This is a genomic window from Halorubrum sp. 48-1-W (genome assembly GCF_003287355.1).
Classification (GTDB): Archaea; Halobacteriota; Halobacteria; order Halobacteriales; family Haloferacaceae; genus Halorubrum.
The window spans coordinates 74,256-97,642 of sequence record NZ_QMIM01000016.1 but is presented as its reverse complement, the minus strand read 5'-3'; the positions used below and the strand labels follow the sequence as shown (position 1 = coordinate 97,642).

General features: G+C 68.5%; 20 protein-coding genes and 1 pseudogene. 7 read left to right on the top strand and 14 right to left on the bottom strand.

The window, feature by feature from the left end; all coding sequences use genetic code 11:
- The first annotated feature begins 188 nt into the window (after positions 1–188).
- The 3 genes from DQW50_RS08620 to DQW50_RS08610 all read left to right on the top strand — a co-directional run bounded on the left by DQW50_RS08620 (position 189) and on the right by DQW50_RS08610 (position 3,155).
- Positions 189–1,541: a ribonuclease J gene (locus tag DQW50_RS08620; protein ID WP_112078879.1), complete on the top strand. Its 1,353-nt coding sequence runs from the start codon at positions 189–191 to the stop codon at positions 1,539–1,541.
- Positions 1,538–2,584: a geranylfarnesyl diphosphate synthase gene (gene idsA3 / locus DQW50_RS08615; protein WP_112078878.1), complete on the top strand. Its 1,047-nt coding sequence runs from the start codon at positions 1,538–1,540 to the stop codon at positions 2,582–2,584. The genes DQW50_RS08620 and idsA3 overlap by 4 nt, the downstream gene beginning before the upstream one ends.
- A gap of 127 nt (positions 2,585–2,711) precedes the next feature.
- Positions 2,712–3,155: a hypothetical protein gene (locus DQW50_RS08610; protein WP_112078877.1), complete on the top strand. Its 444-nt coding sequence runs from the start codon at positions 2,712–2,714 to the stop codon at positions 3,153–3,155.
- 92 nt (positions 3,156–3,247) lie between these two features.
- On the opposite strand, the gene DQW50_RS08605 is transcribed toward DQW50_RS08610, so the two are convergent.
- Entirely contained in the window at positions 3,248–3,739 is a 492-nt protein-coding gene (locus DQW50_RS08605; RefSeq protein ID WP_112078876.1) for a hypothetical protein, read from the bottom strand.
- 229 nt (positions 3,740–3,968) lie between these two features.
- Here DQW50_RS08605 and arcS point away from each other — a divergent pair, with 229 nt between their 5' ends.
- Positions 3,969–5,825, top strand: a complete 1,857-nt coding sequence (arcS, locus tag DQW50_RS08600) for an archaeosine synthase subunit alpha (RefSeq protein WP_112078875.1) — start codon at positions 3,969–3,971, stop codon at positions 5,823–5,825.
- A gap of 39 nt (positions 5,826–5,864) precedes the next feature.
- Here the strand turns inward: arcS and DQW50_RS08595 are convergent, their stop codons facing one another.
- The 7 genes from DQW50_RS08595 to DQW50_RS08565 form a co-directional block, all read right to left on the bottom strand.
- Positions 5,865–6,194: a nuclear transport factor 2 family protein gene (locus DQW50_RS08595; protein WP_198664643.1), complete on the bottom strand. Its 330-nt coding sequence runs from the start codon at positions 6,192–6,194 to the stop codon at positions 5,865–5,867.
- Positions 6,191–7,396, bottom strand: a complete 1,206-nt coding sequence (locus DQW50_RS08590; RefSeq protein WP_112078874.1) for a potassium channel family protein — start codon at positions 7,394–7,396, stop codon at positions 6,191–6,193. The genes DQW50_RS08595 and DQW50_RS08590 overlap by 4 nt, the downstream gene beginning before the upstream one ends.
- A gap of 88 nt (positions 7,397–7,484) precedes the next feature.
- Positions 7,485–8,030 (bottom strand): hypothetical protein, encoded by a 546-nt coding sequence (locus tag DQW50_RS08585; RefSeq protein WP_112078873.1) that lies wholly within the window; start codon positions 8,028–8,030, stop codon positions 7,485–7,487.
- Positions 8,030–8,968: a methenyltetrahydromethanopterin cyclohydrolase gene (mch, locus tag DQW50_RS08580; RefSeq protein ID WP_112078872.1), complete on the bottom strand. Its 939-nt coding sequence runs from the start codon at positions 8,966–8,968 to the stop codon at positions 8,030–8,032. The genes DQW50_RS08585 and mch overlap by 1 nt, the downstream gene beginning before the upstream one ends.
- A 68-nt stretch (positions 8,969–9,036) precedes the next feature.
- The gene (locus DQW50_RS08575; RefSeq protein ID WP_112078871.1) at positions 9,037–10,137 is read right to left on the bottom strand and encodes a GAF domain-containing sensor histidine kinase; all 1,101 of its coding nucleotides are present in this window, start codon (positions 10,135–10,137) and stop codon (positions 9,037–9,039) included.
- 126 nt (positions 10,138–10,263) lie between these two features.
- Entirely contained in the window at positions 10,264–10,659 is a 396-nt protein-coding gene (locus DQW50_RS08570) for a hypothetical protein (RefSeq protein ID WP_112078870.1), read from the bottom strand.
- Between the two features lie 108 nt (positions 10,660–10,767).
- Positions 10,768–12,006: a PLP-dependent aminotransferase family protein gene (locus DQW50_RS08565; protein WP_112078869.1), complete on the bottom strand. Its 1,239-nt coding sequence runs from the start codon at positions 12,004–12,006 to the stop codon at positions 10,768–10,770.
- Positions 12,007–12,101: 95 nt separating this feature from the next.
- On the opposite strand from DQW50_RS08565, the gene DQW50_RS08560 reads away from it, so the two are divergent.
- On the top strand, positions 12,102–12,944 hold the full coding sequence (locus DQW50_RS08560; protein WP_112078868.1) for a translation initiation factor eIF-2B: 843 nt from the start codon (positions 12,102–12,104) through the stop codon (positions 12,942–12,944).
- A gap of 222 nt (positions 12,945–13,166) precedes the next feature.
- Complete coding sequence (locus DQW50_RS08550; RefSeq protein ID WP_198664642.1) at positions 13,167–14,126, top strand: hypothetical protein; 960 nt, start codon at positions 13,167–13,169, stop codon at positions 14,124–14,126.
- A gap of 8 nt (positions 14,127–14,134) precedes the next feature.
- Here DQW50_RS08550 and DQW50_RS08545 read toward each other — a convergent pair.
- The 6 genes and pseudogenes from DQW50_RS08545 to DQW50_RS08520 form a co-directional block, all read right to left on the bottom strand.
- A pseudogene (locus DQW50_RS08545) lies at positions 14,135–14,641 on the bottom strand (putative sulfate/molybdate transporter); the annotation flags it as partial.
- Positions 14,642–14,746: 105 nt separating this feature from the next.
- Positions 14,747–15,841, bottom strand: coding sequence for a polymer-forming cytoskeletal protein (locus DQW50_RS08540; RefSeq protein ID WP_112078867.1), 1,095 nt, complete (start codon positions 15,839–15,841; stop codon positions 14,747–14,749).
- 54 nt (positions 15,842–15,895) lie between these two features.
- Complete coding sequence (locus DQW50_RS08535) at positions 15,896–16,390, bottom strand: hypothetical protein (protein ID WP_112078866.1); 495 nt, start codon at positions 16,388–16,390, stop codon at positions 15,896–15,898.
- A gap of 4 nt (positions 16,391–16,394) precedes the next feature.
- Positions 16,395–18,272 carry a CocE/NonD family hydrolase gene (locus DQW50_RS08530; protein ID WP_112078865.1) on the bottom strand — a complete coding sequence of 626 codons (1,878 nt, stop codon included), beginning with the start codon at positions 18,270–18,272 and terminating at the stop codon, positions 16,395–16,397.
- Between the two features lie 192 nt (positions 18,273–18,464).
- Positions 18,465–20,129, bottom strand: a complete 1,665-nt coding sequence (locus DQW50_RS08525) for an amidohydrolase (RefSeq protein ID WP_112078864.1) — start codon at positions 20,127–20,129, stop codon at positions 18,465–18,467.
- A 241-nt stretch (positions 20,130–20,370) separates the two neighbouring features.
- On the bottom strand, positions 20,371–21,849 hold the full coding sequence (locus DQW50_RS08520) for a CoA-acylating methylmalonate-semialdehyde dehydrogenase (protein WP_112078863.1): 1,479 nt from the start codon (positions 21,847–21,849) through the stop codon (positions 20,371–20,373).
- 170 nt (positions 21,850–22,019) lie between these two features.
- Here DQW50_RS08520 and DQW50_RS08515 point away from each other — a divergent pair, with 170 nt between their 5' ends.
- Positions 22,020–23,357 carry an aspartate aminotransferase family protein gene (locus DQW50_RS08515; RefSeq protein ID WP_112078862.1) on the top strand — a complete coding sequence of 446 codons (1,338 nt, stop codon included), beginning with the start codon at positions 22,020–22,022 and terminating at the stop codon, positions 23,355–23,357.
- Positions 23,358–23,387 lie beyond the last annotated feature (30 nt).

The following is a 23,387-nucleotide window of genomic DNA, read 5'->3' as shown; positions in this document are numbered from 1 at the left end:
TCGAACCCGGACGTTTTTAACACGGCACGGTGTATCGGCGAACACCACACTCCCGCGGGACACGGTGAGCCGACGGCGGCTCGGCCGTAGCGGGGCCTTCACCGACACGCGGTTAGACGCCGGGGCTGACGGCTCCTTTGCGGGGAACCAGTGAGAGACGCCGGCGGACGGCGTCGAACTACCACACCATGGAAATCGAAATCGCGACAATCGGCGGATACGAAGAGGTCGGTCGACAGATGACGGCGGTCCGTGCGGGCGAGGACATCGTCATCTTCGACATGGGCCTGAACCTCAGTAAGGTCCTCATCCACGACAACGTGGAGACCGAGAAGATGCACAGCCTCGACCTGATCGACATGGGCGCGATCCCGGACGACCGGATCATGAGCGACCTGGAGGGCGACGTCCAGGCCATCGTCCCGACCCACGGTCACCTCGACCACATCGCGGCGATCCCGAAGCTCGCCCATCGGTACGACGCGCCGGTCGTCGCCTCCCCGTACACGATCGAGCTCGTCAAACAGCAGATCGCGGACGAGGGCAAGTTCCAGGTCGACAACGACCTCGTGAAGATGGAGGCCGGCGGCACGATGGCCATCGGCGACTCCGAGCAGATCGAGATGGAGTTCGTCAACGTCACGCACTCCATCATCGACGCGATCAACCCGGTCCTCCACACGCCCGAGGGCGCGATCGTCTACGGGCTCGACAAGCGGATGGACCACTCGCCGGTCATCGGCGACCCGATCGATATGGACCGGTTCGCCGAGATCGGCCGGCAGGACGAGGGCGTCCTCTGTTACATCGAGGACTGTACGAACGCCGGCCGGAAGGGTCGAACGCCCTCCGAATCCGTCGCACGGAAGCACCTCCACGACACGCTCACGTCGGTCGAGGACTACTCCGGCGGGATCGTCGCCACGACGTTCTCCTCACACATCGCCCGGGTGAAGTCGCTCGTCGAGTTCGCCCGCGAGATCGGCCGCCAGCCGGTGCTCCTCGGCCGCTCGATGGAGAAGTACTCGGGCACCGCGGAGCGGCTCGACTTCGTCGACTTCCAGGGCGACGTCGGGATGTACGGCCACCGGAAGTCCGTCGACCGCGCGTTCAAGCGCATCATGAAGGAGGGGAAGGGCAACTTCCTCCCCATCGTGACGGGCCACCAGGGCGAGCCGCGCGCGATGCTCACCCGGATGGGTCGCGGCGAGACCCCCTACGAGCTGGAGAACGGCGACAAGGTGATCTTCAGCGCGGGGATCATCCCGGAGCCGACGAACGAGGGCCAGCGCTACCAGTCCGAACAGCTACTCCGGATGCAGGGCGCCCGCATCTTCGACGACATCCACGTCTCCGGGCACCTCCGCGAGGAGGGCCACTTCGAGATGCTGGACACGCTCCAGCCCCAACACGTCATCCCCGGCCACCAGGACCTGAAGGGTCGGTCGCCGTACGTGGACCTCGCCAAATCCCAGGGGTACAAGCTCGGACGTGACCTCCACGTCACGCAAAACGGCAACACCGTCCAGATAGTCGAATGACGACCGAGACGACGGAGGCGCGGGTGCTCGACGCCATCCGCGAGCGGCGCGACCTGGTCAACGCCGCTATCGACGAGGAGTTACCCGTACAGCGCCCGGAGCGCCTCTACGAGGCGTCCCGGTACATCCTCGAGGCGGGTGGCAAGCGGCTCCGGCCGACGGTGACGACGCTCGCTGCGGAGGCCGTCACGGGGATCGAGCCCATGAGCGCGGATTTCAGGGAGTTCGACGCGCTCGACGGCGAGCCCGTCGACGTCATGCGTGCGGCCGTCTCGATCGAGGTGATCCAGTCGTTCACGCTGATCCACGACGACATCATGGACGAGGACGACCTGCGGCGCGGCGTCCCCGCCGTCCACGAGAAGTACGACGTGTCGACGGCGATCCTCGCCGGCGACACGCTCTACTCGAAGGCGTTCGAGATCATGAGCGAGACCGGCGCGGACCCCGCGGACGGACTCGAGGCGATGCGCCTGCTCGCGTCGACGTGTACGGAGATCTGTGAGGGCCAGGCGCTCGACGTCGCCTTCGAGTCCCGCGACGACATCCTCCCCGAGGAGTACCTCGAGATGGTCGAGCTGAAGACCGCGGTGTTGTACGGGGCGGCGGCCTCGACCGCGGCGGTCCTGCTCGGCGCGGACGACGCGATCTCGGACGCGCTGTACCAGTACGGGATCGACTCCGGCAGGGCGTTCCAGATCCAGGACGACGTGCTCGACCTCACCGTCCCCTCCGAGGATCTGGGCAAACAGCGTGGTTCGGACCTCGTCGAGGGTAAGGAGACGCTCATTACGCTCCACGCCCGCCAGGAGGGCGTCGACGTCGACGGGCTCGTCGACGCTGAGACGCCCGCCGAGGTGACGGAGGCGCAGGTCGACGAGGCGGTGGCGGTCCTCGAGGCGGCCGGCTCGATCGAGTACGCCCGCGAGACCGCGGCGGACCTCACTGCCCGTTCGAAGGAGCACCTCCAAGTGCTCCCGGAGAGCGACTCGCGCGCGCTCCTCGAAGACCTCGCGGACTACCTCATCACGCGCGGGTACTGATCTGCGTCGTCGCGCCCGGACGACCCACCCCGCCCGCGCGCCGGCGGGAAACATCTCGTTTTCTCACCCGTCGGCGACGAACCAGTGACCGGCAGAACTACCCGCGACCTCGAAGACGCTTCCATCGATGTACTCTCGAAACCACGCGCTCGTTTCCGCGGCGGTCGGGGTCCCCATCGCCCTCGGCGCTCCGGAGTCGCTCCACCCCCTGTTCGTTTGGGCGTACGTGGTCGTGCTCGGAGTCCTGATCGATGTCGATCACTTCGTGATCGCTCGGATCAATCTGGGGGATTGGCGGAACGTCCGGCGGTGCCTGCGTCGCCCGAGTCGGGTCTTCGTGGATCAGCGGTCGATATTCGAGCCCGGCGACCTGTGGCGCGACCAGCGGCTGTTCAGTCACATGCTCGTCCTCGCCGGGGTAGCCGCCGTCACGTGGTTCGTCGACCCGTACCTGACGTTCGCGACCGTCGTTTCGATCTACGTTCACGTGGTCGCCGACCTCTACGCCGACATGGGATCGCGAAAGGAATACGTTCGAAACGCGAACGAACTGATGGAAGAGGTTCGGTAGGTCCGTCGGCTCTTCGGACGGGACGATCGAGAGACGTACGGGTCACTCCGCGATCGACACGTACGGGTCACCCCACGATCGACACGTACGGATCACCCCACGATCAACAGGTCGACGAGGCCGACCAGGACGGCGATAAGAGCCAACCCGACGTAGTACGACTGTAGCATGATCTCCTTGTAACCGAACCGACCCTTCCGTTTCGTCCAGAAGTCCTGACGCTGATCGCCCGGATCGGGAAAGTACTTCTCGGGCGATGTGATCCCTCCTAGCGTCCGGTCCTCCCGGTTCATCTCCGTCAGTATCTCGTTGATCTTCTCTTCGTTCACCCGTCTGTTGTTCAGATACGTTCTCGTCCACAGCAACAGCGACACGAAAACACCGCTGGAGAACGCGTATAGCCCCACCCGGGAGAGTCGCGTCTCGATCTCCGGAATCACACCTACCATGGCACCAAAAAAGACGACGCTGATGTAGAACGTCGTGTGGATGATCTGGTTGTTCTCCATCTGGTTTTCGGTCAACTGTTGGTATCTATCGGACAGAAACCGTATCTCGTCGGCGTCGGTTTCGCCATCGCTCATGGATGACGACTGTGAGGGGGAGTTCAAACGTCTTCTGCCGTTTTCGAACCGACTAAACAACCACGGGTCGGGTGACCCGTGGCTTTTAGACGGGTCAGGAGGACACGATCGAATTCTCCTCGATCCCGGCAGATTCACCCTCGTGTGACCGATGTGTCGGCTCGGACGGCGGAACGCGGGCTGTATCGCGGAACACAAGAGAGTTGAGCGTTCCCCGGCGAGGGGACGTATGACCGACCACTTCGAGGTCCACGAACGCGACGGCGCGGCCCGGCTCGGCGAGCTCCGGCTCGCCGAGCCGGTGACCACGCCGGCGCTCGCGGACCCGTTCCTCGTCGACGCGGGCAGCCTCTGGACCGCCGACCGCGAGGTACCCGAGGGGGACGAGACGACGCTCACCGTGTTGCCACACCGGTCGTTCCCGGCGGGGACCCGCGAGGAGGTGCGCGAGTCGTTCCGGGTGGACCATCCCGCGATCGACGCGCCGACCGCCGCGGTCGTCGACGCCGAGGCCCCGCGAGACGTGGGCGCGGACGCCTACGTCCTCGCGGACGCTGGCGGGTTCGTCGGCCACGGTGAGGCGTTCCGCGACGCGATCCTGTCGGCGAAGTCGGCGCTTCCGGCCGACACGGCGTTGCTCCTCGCCGGCGTCGCCACGCCGCTGAACGTCGCGACGCTCGCGTACGCCGGCGTCGACCTCGTCGACGCGTCGCTCGCGCGAACGAAGGGCACGCAGGGGAAGTACCTCACCGCCGACGCCGAACACTTCCTCGAGGACCTCGCGGAGCTACCCTGCGCCTGTCCGGCCTGCGCGAAGCCCCGCGGGGAGTTCACCCGTGCGGACTGCGCCGAGCACAACGTGAACGCGCTCGGCGCCGAGCTGCGCCGCGTCCGCGAGCGGATCCGAGCGGGTCGACTGCGGGATTACGTCGAGGGGCAGGCCCGACACGAGGGGTGGCTCACCGCCGCGTTCCGCGAGTTCGACGACCAGTGGGGCTACCTCGAGGAACGGACGCCGCTGATGCGCGACGCGGAGGTGACGGCAGCGACCGCCGAGACGCTCGACCGCGTCGAGATCCGGCGGTTCGCGGACCGCGTGACGAGCCGGTACCGCAACCGCTTTTCGGACCAGCCGCTGGTGTTGGTTCCCTGCTCGGCGACGAAGCCCTACAGCGACTCCCAGAGCCACCGCCAGTTCCACGACGCGGTCAAGTGGCGCGGCCACACCGTCTCGATGACCTCGCCCATCGGGGTCGTCCCGCAGGAGCTTGAGACGACGTATCCCGCCCAGCACTACGACTCGGTCGTGACCGGCGACTGGAGCGCCGACGAGATCGACTTCGTCGCCGAGGTGCTCCGCCGGTATCTGGTCCGCAACGAGTACTCGCGGGTCGTCGCCCACGTGCCGGAGCACGGCTACCGCGAGATCTGCGAGCGCGTCGAGGGGGAGGTCGACGTCGACTTCGAGTACACCTGCGTCGACCACCCGACGACGGACGAGTCACTCGGGGAGCTGAACGCAGCGCTGTCGGGCGAGCCGGCCTACAGTAAACGCGAACGCGAGCACAACACGGTCCGGGCGATCGCCGACTACCTGCTGGGCGACGGCGCGGGCGACGAGGTGTTCGCCGGCGGGACGAACGGTTCGGGCGACAGCGGGACGAACGGCTCGGGCGACGGCGGGACGAACGGGCCGGACGACGACGAGATCCGCACCACCGGGCGCTACCCCAAGCTCCAGGTGTGGGGCGACGACCCCGACGCCGGTCGCGAGGGCGAGCCGGGCGAACAGCTCGCGACCATGGTGCCGCAGTACGGGACGCTCTCGTTCACGCTCGCCGGCGCGAGACGGTGGGTCGAGAGCGACGCGCCGACGAAGCGCGTCGAGATCGACGGGTTCGTCCCGCACGGCTCCGTGCTCGCGCCGGGCGTCGTCGACGCCGACGACGAGATCCGCGTCGGCGACGAGGTCGTCATCGAGGGGCCGAGGGCGTTCGCGGTCGGCCGCGCGGAGATGACCGGCCCCGAGATGGTCGAGTCGACCCGCGGCGTCGCCAGCGAGGTGCGCCACGTCGACGAGAAGTAGGACGCGGGATCGCCCTCGTCCGGCGACCGACCGCGGGCGTTACCCGTCGGTCCGAACGTACGTCTTCAGCCCGGCCAGCCGCCCGTCCTCGACCGCGAAGACGTCGACGAACGCGAACAGCTCGTCGCCGGCAGCGTCGAGGAGCCGCCCCCGGACCGCCACGCCGGAACCGCTCTCGTATACCGCGTCGACGACGTGTTCGGTGTCGGTGAGCGGCCGCTCGTCGCGCATGAACTCGACGAACCGATCGCGTCCCTCGAGGGTTCGATCGGATCGTTCGTGGACGAACGCCGGATCGAGGAGGTCCGCGAGCCGGCCGTAGTCGCCGGCATCTATCGCCTCGTAGTAGCTGTGGGCCGGTCGGGTCACGCCGCCAGCTCCGCGAACTCCGCGGCGGAGGTCCGCGTCCCCTTCGAGATGATCACGTCGCCGGCGCGGATCGTCGTGTCGAGGTCGGGACCGACGAGCCACCCCTCGTCGGGCCGGCGGATCGCGAGGACGCTGGTGGCGATCTCGGTGGCGGGGACGCCGGCCTCGATCGGCGTCCCCACGAGGTCGCTCCCCCCCGTAACCTGCGTGCGGGTGATGATCTCGTCGGACTCCCTGACGGCCATCTCGACGACGGGGTGGACGCCGATGTCGCGCAACACGCCCTCGGTGATCTCGAGGGCGGCGTCCGAGATCTCCTCCGTCGCGACGCCGAGGTGGATGAGCCCGCGGAGCGACACCGGGTCGTCGGCCTCCTTCGCAGCCCGGAGCGTCCACGCCTCGAAGCGCGACTGGAGCGCGTCGACCTCGATCTCAAGGTTGCTCACCTCTTCGGCGAGTTCCTCGTTGTCGAAGAGGACCGAGCCGTACGCCAGGTCGACGGCGAGCTCCGAGAGGTTCTTCATCAGCACGATCGAGTCGACCGCGCGCTCGAGGTCGTCGATCGCGGGCTCGACCGGCTCGTCCGCCTCGAACGGCTCGCCGGCCAGGGTCGGGTAGACGTCCGCGACGCCGGTCTCGGGTCCGCGGAGCAGCGTCACGTCACCGCGTTTCAGCCGGGTCCTCGGCCCGGGGTTGAGGATCCACTCGTCGTCCCGGCGGATGGCGATGACGCGAACGCCCGTCGCGGACTCCAGGTCGATGTCCTTCAGCGTCCGGCCGTCGTAGGGGGAGTCGTCGGCGACGGTGCCGCGGACGAGCGTCTCCACGCCCTCGGTGAGCGCGCCGCGCATCGCGTCCGGGAGCCCGATCTCCTCGAGCACGATCTTCGCGATGTCGCCCGCGGCGTCGGACACCTTGTCCGCCGCGCCGACGACCCCGAGCACGGGCGCGAGCGTCTCCGCCTCGCTGGGGTTGCGGGCAGCGAGCATGAGGCTCATCCGGGCACGCATCTGGAGGACGTCCATCCGGTGTTCGAGTTCGATGACCTCCCGCGCGACCGAGGGGCTCGCGTGGAGCACCGCCGAGTACGAGAGGTCGATGAGGAGCTCCGCCGTGTCCTTCATCTCCACGAGGAGGTCCTTCACGCTCGCGGGCTCGTAGGACACCGTCTCCGGCGGCCGTCGCCCGTCGAATCGTCCCATACCGAACCCTCTCCGGCTCCGGGCAAAAGGCTTGTCACGGGGTGGAACGGCGAGATCCGGACCGATCGCGTACGCATGGGCGTCCGACTCAGGCGTTCTCGAGGGCCTCGCCGGCGACGTATCCCGACTCGTCGGTCCCGACTGCGGACGCGGTTCCGCCGCGTTCGACCGGCACTGCCAGATCGACGAGGGCGAGCCAGCGGAGGAGTCGGTCCGCCCGGTCTCGCCAGGTCCGCTCCCAGTCGACGTCTCGCGCGCGGTCGTGACGCGGGACCGACTCCCGGGTCGCTGCGAAGAGCGCGTCCGCGGTCACCGGCTCCGCCGGCGACGCGGACCGTAGCAACGAGAGCGCCTCGGGGACGAACAGGACCCCCTCGCGGAGCCCCTCGCGGACGCGTTCCCGTGTCGGATCGGCGTCGGTTCGGACGAATCCGCGAGGGGTCTCTCGGACGAGCCCGAGCGTCCGGAGGAACGCGAGCCAATCGTTCGCCCGCTGGCGGTTCGGGAGGTCACGCCGGTCGCGCAGGCGGGCACAGCAGTCGTCGGTGCTCCCCGGGACGAGCGGGACCGCCCGTTGGAACGCCGAAAGCTCCGCCAGTTCCGCCGGCGGCTCGGGGACCGGTTTGAGCCGCATCAACGGTAGCCGAACGACTCCGCGAGTAGCTCCTCGTCGGTCTCGCCGACCGTGTAGACCGGGCCGTCGACCACGTCGACGGTGACTTTCGCCGGGGCGAACACGCTCTCGGGGACCTCGTAGAAGTCCCAGTCGGCGTCCTCGAACACCTCGACGAACGGGGTGCCGTAGTCGTCGCGGACGGTGGAGACGATCTCGCCGAACCGGTCGTCGTCGCGCGCGACCTGGAGGTGGACCTCCCCACCGTACGCCAGCGCGTCGTTCGTCCGACCCATCGCGAGGTCCTCGTCGTGGGTGACGGGCGCGATAGGCGCGCTGCCGGAGGCGTAGAGCACGTCCGTCGGCTCGTAACCGACCTCGAGCAGGCGGAAGACCGCGAGCTCGGCCGCGCGCGCGGCGGTCGAGACGGAGCCCGCCGTGGAGCCGGTGGCGTACGTCGGGAGGAAGACCCCCTCGGGGTCGACCTCGGCGAGGTCGGCGACGTGCTCGGCGACAGTCTCGTCGGGTAGCGACGTGGACTCGATCGCGAGGGTGGCGAACTCCGAGGAGTCGTAGTAGCCGACGCGCTCGAACTCCGTCTCCTGGCCGACGAGCGCGCGGGCGGGCCCGGAGCCCAGCCCCTCGAAGCCGTTCTCGAACGCCAGCTCCCAGCCGGCCTTCTGTGAACACAACAGCGCGACCGCCGGGTGGTCGGTCGACAGTTCGACGTACCCGCGGGGCGCGCCCGCGACCTCGCCCATGCGGGTGTTCACGCTCGCCAGTCCGGCCGTCTGGATCTCGGTCACCAGCAGGCCGGCCTCGACGCCGCCGTTGGCCTCGACGCCGAAGTCGATGACGGTCGCCCCGTTCTCCAACTCGTAGCCCACCACGTCGAGCTCGCCCGCGAAGTCGAGCGCCTCGTCGACGAGCTCTATCGCGGTCCGGTTGATGCTCTCCATACGCCCCGTTTCGCGTCCCCACCTAAGGGGTTTGCCGGTCGCGGACGCGGGACCGGCGGCGACGCGGGTCAATCCGCGAACTCGACGTCGGTGATCTCGAAGCGTGCGCCGCCCTCGTTCCCGTCGGTCACGTGGATCTCCCACCCGTGGGCCTCGACTATCTGTTTGGCGATGCTCAGCCCGAAGCCTGTCCCCTCCGGGCCGGGCGAGTATCCGGCCTCGAACACGGACGCACGCTCGTCGGGCCGGATACCCGGGCCGTCGTCCTCCACGAAGAAGCCGGCGGCGAGCTCCCCGACGGTGATCGTCACGTCCCCGTCGACGTGGTCGATCGCGTTCGAGAGCAGGTTCACCAACAGCTGCCGGAGCTGGTCCCGGTCGGCCCGGATCGCTCGGTCCGTTTCGACGAGTAACGTCGCGTCCGTTCGGTCGAGGCCCGCCCAGCACTCCTCGAGGAGGTGGGACAACTCGATCGCCTCCGGCTCCATCGCCTCGGTACCGATCTTGGCGAACGCCAGCAGGTCGCCGATGAGCCGTTCCATCCGCTCGAGAGCCGTCGCGACGCTCCGAAGCGACTCGCCGTCCCGCTCCTCGCGGGCGAGCTCGAGGTGTCCCCGGGCGACGCTCAGCGGGTTGCGTAGGTCGTGGCTGACCGCGGAGGCGAACTGGTCGAGACGATCGATCTGCTGTTGGAGTTCGCGCTCGCGCTCGATACGATCGAGCGCCGTGCTCGTGTGGCTGACGAGCAGCTCCGCCAACTCGACGTCGTCGTCGTCGAAGGCGGCCGTGGTCGTCTCGATCGCCTGGAAGACGCCGCGATCGCCGATCGGGACGCTGATAGCCGAGCGATAGAACTCCTTGGCGGGATCGGTTTCGTCCTCGGGTTCGATCTCCTCGATGACGTGCGACCGGTCGGTCAGATACGTTTTGCCCGCCAAACCCTGATCGACGCGCATCCGTCGAGCGCCGTCCGGTGGGGTGTCCTCGGACACGGCGTACGGCACGAGCCACTCGCCTTCCCGGAGGACCACGGTACACTGGTGGAACTCGAGGACGTCGGCCGCCGCCGTAACGGTCTGTTCACACACCGCCTCCGCGGTGTCCTCGGTCTGGAGACGGGTCGCGACGCGGTGAAGCGCCTCTATCGTGTCCCCGGGGCGACCTCCCATACCGACGGATTCACCAGGACATATAAGAACGTTTTCACGGAACCGGGAGACGGGCGTCACGGGAAGTCGCTGGACGGACGCCAGGAGGCTCGAACGTCGCCGATCCGGCGGGTTCGACGTGGTCCGTCACCAGAAGCCGCCGCCGGGACCGTCAGGGCCCGTCGGGCCCGACGGACGCGGATCCGGATCGATCCGCACGAACTCGCTTTCGGCCCGTGGGTCGACCTCCCGTCCCTCCTCGTAGCGAACGAACGAGAGGTAGAACGGTTCGCCGCATCCCGCGTTCGGTTCCGTGGGACCTCCGTCATCCGCGTCGTACGGGTCCCAGACGACCTCGTCGCTCTCGCCGCAGACGAACCGGACGCCGTCGGCTTCGTCGCCCTCGAACGACTCGTCGGGACCGGCGTACGTCCATCCCTCGAAGGGGTACGGCGTCACCGCCTTGTCCGCGAGGTAGCCCTCGCGTTCGATCTCGACGATCGTCTCACAGCGCGGACAGTGGTAGGTGACGGGATAGCCCATATCCTCGAGAGGGGTGGTAGGGATAAACACCCGTCGCTGGCAGGTACGTCGTGAACGCGGACCGGGCCGGTTCGCGGTCCCCGGTCGTCGGGGCCTCGACCGCCGGCCTCAGTCGTCGGAGGCCTCGACTGCCGGCAGCTCGGCGCGCGTCGCCCGCGCGAGCGCCGCGATCGCCTCCTCGATCTCGTCGGGTGCGGCGTAGCTGAAGGAGATCCGGGCGTGACCGTCACCGCGGTCGTCGTGGAAGAAGTACGATCCGGGGAGGTACGTCACGCCCTCGTCGGCGGCGGTCCGTAACAGCTCCTCCGCGTCGATCCCCTCGGGGAAGTCGACCCAGACGAAGAACCCACCCTCGGGCTCGCTCCAGCTCGTGCCCGACGGCATCCGGTCCTCGAGCGTCTCGAGCATACGGTCCCGGCGCTCACGGTAGCCCGCACACAGCTCCTCGAGGGTCGCCTCGAAGTCGACCGCCTCGCAGTACCGGGAGACGAGCCCCAGCGTCAACACGTTCTCGCCGCCCGCGTTGATCCGGTCGAGCTGTCTGATTATCGCCTCGTCGGCGACGACCCAGCCGGTCCGGATCCCGGGGGCGATCGTCTTCGAGAACGTGTCGACTCGGATCACTCGGCCGTCCTCGTCGAGCGATTTGAGCGGCGGCGGCGTCGAGCCTTCGTAGCGGAGCTGGCCGTACGGGTCGTCCTCGACGATCAGGAAGTCGTACCGCTCCGCCAGTTCGAGGAGACGCTCGCGGCGCTCGGTCGACAGCGTCACGCCGGTCGGGTTCTGGAAGTCGGGGACCGTGTACAGGAGCTTCGGGAGCGGGTCGCCCGCCTCCTCGCGAGCTTCGAGGTCGGCGGCGAACGCGTCGACGTCGAGGCCGTCCGCGTCCATCCCGTACCCCTCGATGTCGGGGTCGTAGTTGCGGAACAGCCGTATCGCACCCATGAACGTGGGTGCCTCGATGGCGAGCAGGTCACCGGGGTCGAGGAACGTCTGTGCGACCGTATCCAGCGCGTGGGTCGCGCCGTTCGCCACGTGGACTTCCTCGGGCGAACAGTCGATCCCGCGGGCACGGGTCCGATCGACGACGGTCTCCGTGATCGCGTCCGCGTAGTCGCCGCCGGCGTACTGGAGTGCGTCCTCGTGGTCGACCTCCAGCACCGTGTCGACCGCGTCGCCGACCGCATCGTTCGGTAACGCGTCCGGGTACGGGAACCCGAACGCGAGCGACACCGCGTCCGGTGCCGTGATCGCCCGCCACGTCCCGTAGGCGGCACCTTCCATCGTCTCTCGAACTGGGTCGGCGAACAGACGTTCGTAGCCGTTCGACCCGTCGCTCTCGTTCATCTCGTGTATGAACACGTTCGCTCACCAATATAAGCCTGCTGGCGGGGGAACGAAACCCCGCAATCCCTTTTAACCGGGACGTCGACTCTCCGGACATGATCGACGAGACGGTCGCCGAGATCCGGGCGATGCGGACCCACAGCACCTCCGCGGTGGCCGTGAAGGCGACGGAGTCGCTCGCGGAACTGCTCGACCGTGAGTACATCACCGTCGACGAGTTCGAGCGCGACCTCGAGCACAACGCGGGCGTACTGCGCCGGTCGAACCCCTCCCACGCCGCGCTCCACAACGCGATGCGCGAGGTCGAGCGCTCGATCGTCGGCGAACCGACCACCGTCGAGGGGGCCAAACAGCTCCTCGAGGACGTCATCGACCGCGTCGTCGCGGACGTCGAGACGTCGAAGGCGGCGGCCGCGGCCAACGCCGCCGAACGGATCGTCGACGGCGACACCCTGTTGGTCCACGACTACTCCACGACCGTCCTCGAGTCCATCGAGACGGCCGCCAGCGAGGGGGCACACATGACGGTGTACGTGACCGAAGCGCGCCCGCGGACGCTCGGCCGGAAGACGGCACGCGCGCTCGCCGGGATGGACCGCGTCGACGCGCGGATGGTCGTCGACAGCGCGATGGGGTACGCGCTCCGCGACTGCGACCGCGTCCTGCTCGGGATCACGTGTATCACCGGCGGCACCTACTACAACCGGGTGGGGACGTTCCCGATCGTCGTCACCGCCCGCGAGCTCGGCGTCCCGATCACCGCGGTCGGCTCCGGCGCGAAGACGATAGAGGAGTTCCGGTTCGAAAACGAGTTCCGCGACGCCGTGGAGGTGATGCGCGAGCCGGTCGAGGGCGTGACGATCGAGAACCCGAGCTACGACGCGACCCCCGTCGGAATGATCGACACCGTGATCACGGACGACGGCGTCGTGGAGTGAGCGCGTCGACCCGGTCGCCGATCCGCGAGAGCGCCGCGTCCGAGAGCCCGTGACCCGACCCGTCGGTCCGCTGGGTTGTCGGCCCACCGACTCGTCCCCGTCGTCTCGATATCGAGGTCGCGCCCCGTCCGAACGGGCCGTCCGGTCCCGGGACGGGGATCCGATGTTCACGGCGTGACACCTGCCACAACGGTTTTGAATGTGCGATGTGTTAACGAAATTATGAGCGTGAATCGGGGCGGCGAGGTCGCCTTCAGGGTATCGAGCGAGGCCGCCTTGGAACCCGAGTGTACGAGTCTCTCGTGTGAGCTGTCGGCGACGGCGACGGAACCAGGCGTCGTCACCGCCGTCGCGCTCGTGGGACTGCTCGCGCTCCTCACGTTCGCGTACGTCCGCGACGCGGAGACGGTCTGTCGGCGCGAGCGACGGCGCGTCATGGACGAACACGACGCTTTCGAGGAGTTCGCCGACCGCATCACCGCGCTCGATCCGTGTCCGACGGAGGCGACGGCACCGTCCGCGCCCGCCACACAGGTGGTCGGTACGCGCCACGGTACCGGCGACTGGGGGGTCGGCGATATACGACTCAGACGCGTCCTCGATACGTACCGGGACACCGTAATGTCGTTACCACACTACTCCGAGGAGTACGACGAGACCGTCGGCGAGAGCATCGCGGCGGAGTTGGGACCGGACACGACCGTGTCGCTGGCGTCGAACGGGACGCTCTCGCCGGGATTACAGTCCGCGCTCGTCGACCGGAGCCGGCGGGCGTCAGCCGCGAGGCGGTCGCTCGCGGACGCCATCGACGCCGAACTCGACGCGCTCGCCGACGCCGACACGACGCTCTCCGGGATCGATCGTCGCCGTAGCCGATTGAACCAGCACCTCGACGGGATCCAGCAGGGACGGCGGGCCGACGCCTCGATCGACGTCTGGGAACGGCTCGGCGAGCTCGAGTCGGAGTGTGAGGCCGTCGCGGACGATCGCCAGTCGACGCTTCGGGACCCGCCGATGTCGCCGGAACGCGTCGCCGACGACGTCGAGACCGGATTCTACGGGTACCTCTACGCGCCGATGGACGGTCCCGACCACCCGGTGCTGGCGTCGATCGCGACGCTCGTCGACCGGATCCGCGAGGACCGCGACCGCGTCGCTCGCCGGATCGCGGACGGCGTTTGAGGAGGCGACGCGAGCTCGCCCGCCTCTCGCCGCCCGACGACGACGGCGAGTCCCGCGATCGCGAGCCCCGCGACCCCGAACAGCGGGTCCTCGAGCCCGATCCGGACGCCCGTTTCGAGCAGTACCAGCCCGACGGCGAACTGGATCCCGCGGATGACCGGATCGCCGATCCAGCACTCCACGGCCGAGAGCGTCCCCGAGAATCAGATCGCGAGCAGAACGATGGCCAGCGCGAGTCCGGCGAGCGCGAGCTCGGCGTAGGTGAGCGCCCCGGCGATGGCGAGCGCCGCGAGCGCCTTCATCGGCTCCACCGAGATCGGGAGCCCGTAGGCGACACCCCAGAGGACCTGGAAGACGCCGAAGCCGACGAGCACGTGCGGGAGCGACACCTCGGTCAACAACGCCAGCGCGACGATCAGCGGGATGACCGTAACCGAATCCCCTATCTCCCCGGTGAGCTCTCTCCGGTCGAACTCGAGCCGCGATCGGGTCGATTGGTCGCCGAAATTCTCCATTCGATCCCACGAAACTGGCAGACTGACTTGAGGCTTGTCGGTAACCGGCACGCATCACGATCCGACGAGGAGAAACCGTATGTGGTTATTCCACTCCGCGCGAGGTCACGTCAAGTCGGAACGGTTCGTCCCGTCCGTCGTCCGCCTCCCGTGCCGATACCGGTCGCGAAGCCCGAAGGCGAGCGCGCCCAGTCCGAGCAGTAGCGCGAGGAGTTCGACGACCCCGCCGACGATGGGGATCGCCCCGAGGATCGCGAACCCGAGGAGTCCGCCGACGAGCGCGATCCACCGGTTCTCGGCGCCCAGTCTTCGCGTGACCCACACCCCCACCGCGTATCGGCCGTACACGGCGGCGATCCAGACCGCGGCGACGTAGGCGGCGATCCCGAGCAACGCGAGCGGGATCCCGACGATCGTGATCGTCACGAGGAGGAGCGCGAGCGGGACGGAGACGAGGGTCAAGAGCCCGATGCCGCCGCTCGCGAGTGGGTCGGTCTCGACGCGGGCGGCCACGTCACGGGAGAATCGGGGGAACGCGAGGAGTAGCACCGCGCCGAGGACGAGGTTGGCCGCGAAGGCGTAGGCGGTGCCGAACCACGAGGGGGCGACGTCCATCCCGAAGCCGATCCCGGCGTCGCCGCGGAGGCTCGCGTCCTCGACGACGCCGCCCGCGACGCTCGCGTCGGGGCTTCGCGTGAACTCCTCCGCGTCGTACCGGAACTCGCCGCCGACCTCCGCGTTCGGCCCGATGGCGACCGAGTCGCCGGCCGCGCGAACGTCGCCGCCGACCGTCCCGTCGACGACGATCGAGCCCGCGCCGACGTCGATGGACCCGTCGACTCGACCGGTGTCGGTCAGTTCGAAGGAGCCGGTGCCGGTCCGGACGTCGCCCTCGACCGTTCCGTCGACGACAAGGGTACCGGCGGCGGCGTCGACGTTCCCCTCGACGCGACCGGTCTCGGCGATCCGGATCGATCCGGCGGCACCTGAGAGGTCGCCGGTGACCGTCCCCCGGACGACGATCGTTCCGGCGACGCCCTCGATCCCGTCGACCGTCTCGCCTTCGTCGACGACGATCGATCCGGACGCACCGGTAACGGACTGGGCTGCGACGCCGCCCGTCGCGAGCGGAAGCAAGAGACCGACGATCAGGAGTACGACGACGATACGGCGACCGTAGCGGCTGAGTGGAGGGACCATGCGCGACGCATGTATCGGACACGAACTATACCTTTTGGTTTGACAGTATCCGGGTCAGAACGGCCACCACGGCCGGTCGTTCACGACCTGACGGAGCCGCGCGGTGAGGCCCGTCCCCGTATCGGGATCGGACGGTCCCGGGCCGCCGAGCGCCCAGTCGGCCTTCTCGGCGGCCTCGCGAACCGTGCGGAACTCCCAGCCGACCGTGTCGGCGAGCCGGCGGTCCTCCCGGGAGGTGCCGACGAACACGTGTCGAGGGGTGTCCGTCGCCTCCCGGACGTCGGCCAGCGTGCCCCACTTGTCCCAGTCCCGGAGCGTGTAGTCGTTCTCGAGGCCGTGTCGATCCAGGAAGTCGTCGACCGCGCTCGTGTCGTTGGCGACGACCCCGACGTGCGCGCTCCACCGTCGCGCGTCCGCGAACGCGGCGGCGGGGTCGGCGAGCGCGCGGACGGCCGAGAGCGTGAAGACGAGCGTCATCTCGCCGTCGGCGTCGCTTCCATCCGCCCCTCCCGTGTCGTATTCGTCGCGATCCTCGTCGTCGGGGGTCATGCGCTCACCGCGACCGGATCGGTAGCTCCACGTGCGTCGGGTGCTCGGCGTCGTGGTGAACCGTGTTCCTCGCGGTCCGGTACTCCCGGTCGGCGTAGAGGTCGCCGCCCGTGTTGTGGTTGACGTCGTACCGCGGGTAGTTCGACGACGAGACGTCAAGCCGGATCCGATGCCCCGGCTCGAACACGTTCGCGGTCGGGTACAGCTCCAGGTCGAACTCGTACACTTCGCCGGGCTCGAGGAGGTCCGGCTCCGTGCGGTAGTTCCGGTAGCGACCCCGACAGATCGAGTCGGTGAGGTTGAGCGCGAACCCGGCGGGGAACGCCTCGCTCGCCGGGTACTCGTCGATCAGCTTGGCGGTGAAGTCGGTGTCCGGGCCGTCCGTCGAGGCGTGGATCCGGACGCGTATCGGCCCCGCGACCTCGACGGCCTCCTCGAGCGGCGGCGTCCGGAACACGACCACGTCGTCCCGCCCCTCTACGGGCCCGTACGGCGGGTCGGCCCCGAACGTCTCCGGGCGCGTCCGCTGGTCGTAGCCGCCGCGACCGGTGATACTCAGGGTCGGCCGGTCGGCGAGCTCGAGGTCCTCGAGCTGTTCCTCGCGGGGCTCGAAGGTGTAGTACGACGAACAGTTCCCGCCGAGGGTAGGGACGGGGTCGCGCGGGTCGAACTCGTAGGTCGTCGACGCGTCGGTCGCCTCGGGCGGGTCGGTCGCGAGGTTGCCGTCCCCGTGCGCGTAGTACGCGGTGAAGTCGGTGTCCGGGAGCGGCCAGTCGGTTCCCTCCCTCCACTCGCCGCCGTGGTCGAGCCGCCCGTTCGCCGTGACCCCGCCGTCGCCGTCGCCCATCCGGAAGTACTGGACCCGCGGCTCGTTCCACGTGTCCCGGTCCTTGAGGTAGTGATCGAAGAAGCGCAGCTTCGTCTCGAGGTAGTCCCGGGTCATCGCGTCGCCGAAGGCGGTCTCGCCCGAGTACGGCTTTGTCCACGTCGACTGCCCGCCGTGGGTCCACGCGCCCATGAGCAGGAAGTGATCGCTCTCTTTTCGGTCCGCGAGCCCCTCGAAGTTGTCGCAGGTCGCCTTCGCGTAGGAGTCGTACCACGAGCCGGCGTAGACGGTCGGGACGTCGGCGCTCTCGTCGTAGTGCGCCTCGAAGTTGATGCTGGGGTCCGTCCAGAACTCGTCGTCGCCGGGCGTCCGCGCGTAATCGAAGACGTACTCCTCGTAGTTCGGAAGGTGTCGGAGCGGGGACTGTCCGGGGAGTACCGGCTCGTTCGCGAGCATGTCGCGCGTGTCGACCTCGGCGATCCGTCGACGGAGGTCCTCGTCCTCGAGGACGCGTTTCGCGAACCCGCCGCCGATGGTCAGCGACCACGTGAGCCACCGGAGCTCGAAGGCCCCGTGGTGGCGAAGCGTCGCCTTCCACGCGTTCGCCGCCCCCTGGTTGACGAACATCGCCGCCAGCCCCCGCGGCCGTTGCGTCGCCAGCGCGTTCTGGACCCACGCCATGTAGGAGGTGCCCATCGTCCCGACCTGGCCGTCACAGTACGGCCGGTCGGCCAGCCACTCGACCGTGTCCGCGCCGTCCTCCGCCTCGTTGGCGAGCAGGTAGAACTCGCCGTCGCTCGCGTACCGGCCGCGGACGTCCTGGAGGGCGACGACGTACCCGCGCTCGGCGTACCAGTTCCCCGCCTGTTCGACGCGTTCGCGGGCGCGCTTGTCGTAGGGCGTCCGGACGAGCAGTGCCGGCTTCGGTTCCTCGATCGGTTCGCCCGTCTCCGGGTCCGTCGGGCGATACACGTCGGTCGCGAGCGCGGTCCCGTCACGGGTCTCCACCCGGACGTCGTGACGGACCGTGACCCCGTAGTCGGGCGATGATACCATACGTCACGCTTTCGGACCGGGATCATAAAACTGCGGGTCGACTCCGCCGATTTCCGCGACGGCTCGCTCCGAGCGTCCCTCTCATAGTGAGTACTGCGAGTCTTTCCCACTGCGATGACCCGTATCGGTGCCGAACGCGGCTGACTCGGGGTCTCTCGACACTCTCGATGAAACTATTCGCAGTGATCACTATCAGTACACGTGGCCCCGTTCGGCGTCGTAGACGACCTCGCCGTCGACGACGGTGTACTCCACGTCGAGGTCGGTGATCTCGGCGGGCTCGACCGCCCGCGGGTCCGCCGAGAGGACGGTCACGTCCGCGAGCTTCCCGGGCTCGATCGTCCCTTTCTCGTCCTCGTTGAACCCGAGGTAGGCGGCGTCGGGGCCGTACAGCCGGAGCGCGTCCTCGACGGCGACCCGCTGGTCCGGCCCGACGACCTCGCCGGTCACCGTCTCGCGGGTGACGGCGGTTCGAAGCCCGACGCGAGGGTCGCCCGTCGCCACCGGCCAGTCGCCGTTGCCGGCCGTCGGGATCCCGTGTTCCTGGAGGGCGGCCACGGCGTACGTCCAGTCCATCCGCTCGTCGCCCCAGTACACCCAGTTGCGCGAGACGTCGGCCCCGAGGAAGCTGATCGACGAGGAGACACACACCCCCAGGTCAGCCATGCGTTCGAGGTGCTCCGGCCGGGTCAACCCGGCGTGTTCGATCCGGAAGCGGTGGTCCTCGTCGGGGTCGAGCACAGCCTCGTAGGCGTCGAGGATGTGGTCCATGGCGAGGTCGCCCTGGCCGTGGACGCAGACCCGGAGCCCCGCCTCGACCGCTCGCTCGACCCGCTCGGCGAAGTACTCGGGGTCGATGTGGAGGACGCCGTCGTACTGCGGGGAGTCCTCGGGCACGGGCTCGCCCTCGTAGGGGTCCCGCATGGCAGCGGTCCGGCCGGTGAACGCCCCGTCCATGAAGTACTTGACGCCGACGACGAACAGCCGGTCGCTCCCGAAGCCGGTGCGAACGCCCGTCTCCGCGAGCCGCGAAAGCAGGTCGATCCCCTCCTCGCCGAGGTCCTCGCCGGCGTCGCCCTGGATCATCGTCCCCAGTCGGAGCGGCAGCTCGCCCTCGCGCTCGAGCTCCTGGTAGATCCGGAGGTCCTCGGGCGTCGTGTTCGCCTCGTGGGCGGTGGTGACGCCCCACTCGAGGAGTCGGTCGATCGCTCGTTCGACGTTCGCGCGACGGTCCGCGCGGGTCTCGTCGGGGATCGCCTCGTGGAGGGGGATCTCGGCCTCCTCGCTCACCAACCCCGACGGGCGGCCGTCCGCGTCGCGCTCGATGGTCGCCGGCGGTTCGGGGTCGGGCGTGTCGCGGTCGATGCCCGCGCGAGCGAGCGCCGCGGAGTTGTAGATGCTCCCGGTGTGGCCGCCGACGCTGTTGATCTGGACCGGGTTGTCGGGCGCGACCTCGTCGATATCCCATCGGTCGATGTGTCGGTCCTCGGCCTCCCACACCAGCCCGAGGTTGTACCCCGAACAGACGATCCACTCGCCGTCGGGCGTCCCCTCGGCCCGCTCGCGGATGCGTTCCTGGACGTCGGCGATCGACTCGTTCGGCGGCGACCGACAGTTCACGTGGACCATCCGAGCGCCGCCCATCGGCACGTGGAGGTGCGTGTCGATGAACCCTGGGAGCGCCGCCCGTCCGTCGAGGTCGACGACCGCCGTCTCGGGGCCGACGTCGTCGAGCACTTCGTCGGTCGACCCGACGGTCGCGATCCGTCCGTCGCGCGCCGAGAGCGCCTCGGCCTCCCGGCCGTCGGCGTCGAGCGTCAGTACGGTCCCGTCGATCAGCGCGATGTCCGCAATCATATTTACTGATATATTTAATCAGTAAAAAGTGTTTCTGGGCCACGAATGCCCGTCTATCTGGCGATTCGACTATCGGCCACTCGTTGGACGTGACGGCCTCGACCGCCGGTCTGACGGGCCTGACCGAGCGACCGCCGGTCCGGTGAGCCTGACCGAGCGACCGCCGGTCCGGTGAGCCTGACCGAGCGACCGCCGGGAACCCGGGATCAGCCCCTCGGCTCGGACGTCCGGGATAGTGCGTTCAGGCGTCCGGCCACCGCTCGATGTACACCGTCTCGTCGGTGTAGAAGTGGATCATGTCCTGGCCCTGGGCGTGGAGGTCGCCGAAGAACGAGTCCTTCCGGCCGCCGAAGTGGAAGAACGCCATCGGCGCGGCGGTTCCGGCGTTCACGCCGATGTTCCCCACGTCGGCCTCGTGACGGAACCGTCGGGCGTCGGCCCCGCTCGCGGTGAACAGGCTCGCCGCGTTGCCGAAGTCGCTCCGGTTCACCACGTCGATCGCCTCGTCCATGTCCGCGACGCTCATCAGCCCCAGGACGGGACCGAATATCTCCTCCCTGACGATCCGCATCGCCGGGTCGACGTCGCCGAACACCGTCGGCCCCAGGAAGTTGCCGTCCTCGTAGCCGTCGACCGACACGTCGCGACCGTCCAGGAGGAGGTCCGCCCCCTCGTCGACGCCGCTCGCGATCAGCTCACGGACCCGCTCCTCGTGTTCGGGCGTGATCAGCGCGCCGATGTCGGTCCCCTCGTCGAGGCCGTAGCCGACGGTCCGGGACTCCGCCTCCGCGAGGACGCGGTCGACGAACTCGTCGTAGACGCCCGCCTCGACGACGACGACGTCGTTCGCGAGACAGCGCTCGCCCCCGCACGCGAACGCCGACGAGACGGTCTTGTCCGCGGCGAACTCGAGGTCGGCGGTCTCGGTGACGACCACGTGGTTCTTCGCGCCGCCCTGGGCCTGGACGCGCTTGCCGTTCACGGCGGCCCGCTCGTAGACGTGTTTCGCGACCGGCGTGCTACCGACGAACGAGACGCCCTCGATGCCGTCGTGGTCGAGGAGCGCGTTCACGGTGTCGGCGCCGCCGTGGACGAGTTGGACGACGCCGTCGGGGAAGCCCGCCTCGTCGATCAGCTCGAACAGGCGCTCGGCGACGACGGGGTCCTGCTCGCTGGGTTTGAGGACGAACGCGTTCCCGGTCGCCACCGCGTACGGGAGGAACCAGAGCGGGATCATGCCGGGGAAGTTGAACGGGGTGACCGCTGCGAACACGCCGAGCGGCTTGCGAACCGCGGTCTCGTCGATGTCGGGCGCGGCGTTGGGCAGGTGGCCGGCCTGCATCATCGACGGGATGCCACAGGCGACCTCGACGTTCTCGATACCGCGTCGGAGTTCGCCCCTTGCCTCCCCGACCGTCTTGCCGTGCTCGCGGACGAGCACCTCGGCGAGTTCGTCCTGGTGTTCCTCGAGGAGCCGTTTGAGTTCGAAGAGCGGCTGGATCCGCGCTTCGACCGACGTTCGCGACCACTCGTCGAACGCGTCCGCGCCGGCCTCGACCGCCGTGTCGACGTCGGCAGCCGAGCTGAACCCGACGCGTGTGAGCGTCTCACCGGTGCCCGGATCGATCACGTCCTGGCCGTCGTCCCCGGTCGGTTCTCGCCAGGAGCCGGCGATGTAGTTCCGTACGTCTCCCCACGGTGGCGTGGTGTCGAGTGACATCCCTTGAGGGCGGGTCTTCCCCCGTCGGTAAGTATGTTCCGACGCCTTCGTCCGACAGCCCCGATAGACGAGACGAGATGACCTCGATCCCCATATTCATCGAATAATTTCCTAATTCAGCGGCTAGAGCCAAAGATTAATCAATCCACGTGAATAGTTGACAACGATCAATGTCGAAACAGGGATCCGCGCCGGCCGACGGACTCAATCCGACCGAACGTACCGACAGGGAGCACGTCTTCGGGACGTGGTCGTTCCAGAGCGAGGTCAGCCCCACGGAGGTGACTCACGCGGAGGGCGTGCGGTTCACCGACGGCGACGGCGACGAGTTCATCGACTTCTCGAGTCAACTCATGTGCTCGAACCTCGGCCACTCCGCCGAACGGGTCGAGGAAGCCATCGCCGAGCAGGTCGCCGACGCCGCGTACGTCGCCCCGGGATACACGACCGAACCGCGGGCGAAGCTGGGCGAGAAACTCGCCGAGATCACGCCGGGCGACCTCTCGAAGACGTTCTTTTCGACCAGCGGGACCGAGGCGGTCGAGGCCGCGATCAAGATCGCGCGCTTCTATACGGGTAACCGGAAGATCGTCTCGCGGTACCGCTCGTATCACGGGGCGACCTACGGCTCGATAAGCGTCACCGGCGACCCGCGACGGCTGGCGGCCGAACCGGGGATCCCAGGGGCGATCAAGGCCCCCGACCCGTACGCCTACGGCTCGACGCTCGATCCGATGGAGAGTCTGGAGTACGTCGACGAGATGCTCCATCTGGAGGGCGACACCGTCGCGGCGGTGCTCGTCGAACCGATCGTCGGCTCGAACGGGATCCTGGTCCCTCCGGACGAGTACCTGCCGCGGCTCAAGGAGATCGCCCACGACCACGGGGCGCTTCTGATCGTCGACGAGGTGATGAGCGGGTTCGGCCGAACCGGAGAGTGGTTCGGTGCCGACGTGTTCGGCGTCGAACCGGACATCATGACGATGGCGAAGGGGTTGACCGGGGCCTACCAGCCGCTCGGTGCCACGGTCGTCAGCGACGAGATCGCCGCCCACTTCGAGGACGAGATGTTCTGTCACGGCCATACGTACTCCGGACATCCGGCCGCCGTCGCGGCGGGCGTCGCGGCGATCGAGACGTACGAGGAGGAGGGCCTGATCGAGCACGCGAGTCAGGTCGGCGAGTACCTCGGCGAGCGGATCGACGAACTCGCCGAACGCCACCCGAGCGTGGGTGAGGCCCGCGGCGTCGGCCTCTTCCGCGGCATCGAGCTGACGAAGCGTCCCGGCGAGCGCGTCCCGTTCGGCGAGCGCGCGGACAAAGTGAGCAAGGGCTCGACCGTGGTCGACGAGGTCGCCGCGACCGCCTACGAGCACGGCACCTACGTCGCGAACATGATCAACACCCTGATCGTCGCGCCGCCGCTACCGATCAGCAGAGCCGAGATCGACGAGGCCATCGAGGCGGTGGACGCCGGCCTCGAGGTCGCCGACGACGCGATGGAGTAAGGGTCGGGCGCGGACAGTCACCACGGACGG